The following is a 917-nucleotide window of genomic DNA, read 5'->3' as shown; positions in this document are numbered from 1 at the left end:
CGGGGCTTATCATCCCGAGTGCGGAGTGCCGACGTCGGCGGTTGTAGACGACTTCAATCCAGTAGGCAACGGCCTTGCGTGCAGCATCACGGGTCGCCCAGCGCTTACGGTCGTAGAATTCGGTTTTAAGCGTCGACCAGAATGACTCGGCCATCGCGTTATCGAAGCACACGCCGGTACGCCCTACGGACTGAGCAATGCCCAGGTTGCGGCAAACTTCCCAAAGCTTCTCGCTGGTAAATTGGGTTCCGCGGTCAGCGTGAAACACTAGCCCGTCAGGCACGTCACCGCGTAGTGTATGCGCCATCCGCAGGGCCCGTTCGACCAGGTATGTATCTTGAACGCTATCCATAGCCCAGCCCAGTACCCTGCGGGAATGACCATCGCGGACTGCGCACAAGTACAACCAGCCTTCACCGGTGCGCAGGTAGGTAATATCCGACATCCATACTCGGTTGAGCTCACCAGTATCAAACATGCGCTTGACCAAGTCAGGAAGCGTGGACTTACGCTTGGCTTGAATCGTTGTCACTGGGACAAAGGCCCGCGGGGAAATCCCTTCAATGCCCATCATGCGCATCCGTTTAGCCACAGTCTTACGATTAAGCGAAATGTGGTACCGCTCGATAAGTTCTGCGGTGATCCGCGGAGCACCATAAACCTCGTCGGAGTCCGACCAAATCTGATGAATCTTACGGTCAACGTCATCGTAAAAAGCTGCACGATTATCTTCGCCGGATAGCCGCTTCTGCTGCGTATGAGACCATTTGTAGTATCCAGACCGAGACACTTTTAATAGCCGTGCCATACGTTTGATGCTGTAGTTCGCCTTCTCTCGCTGCATTAATTCGAACTTTTCTGTTCGCGTTGCTTGGCGGCGAAGAAGGCTGTCGCTTTTGACAAAAACTCGTTATCCA

General features: G+C 54.1%; 1 pseudogene. It reads right to left on the bottom strand.

The features are described 5' to 3' along the window. Positions 1-898, bottom strand: a pseudogene (locus MHY13_RS12130) (IS3 family transposase); the annotation flags it as partial. Positions 899-917 lie beyond the last annotated feature (19 nt).

The organism is Corynebacterium sp. ACRPE, from assembly GCF_022347435.1.
GTDB lineage: Bacteria > Actinomycetota > Actinomycetes > Mycobacteriales > Mycobacteriaceae > Corynebacterium > Corynebacterium tuberculostearicum_D.
This window is presented reverse-complemented; position numbering and strand designations above follow the sequence as displayed.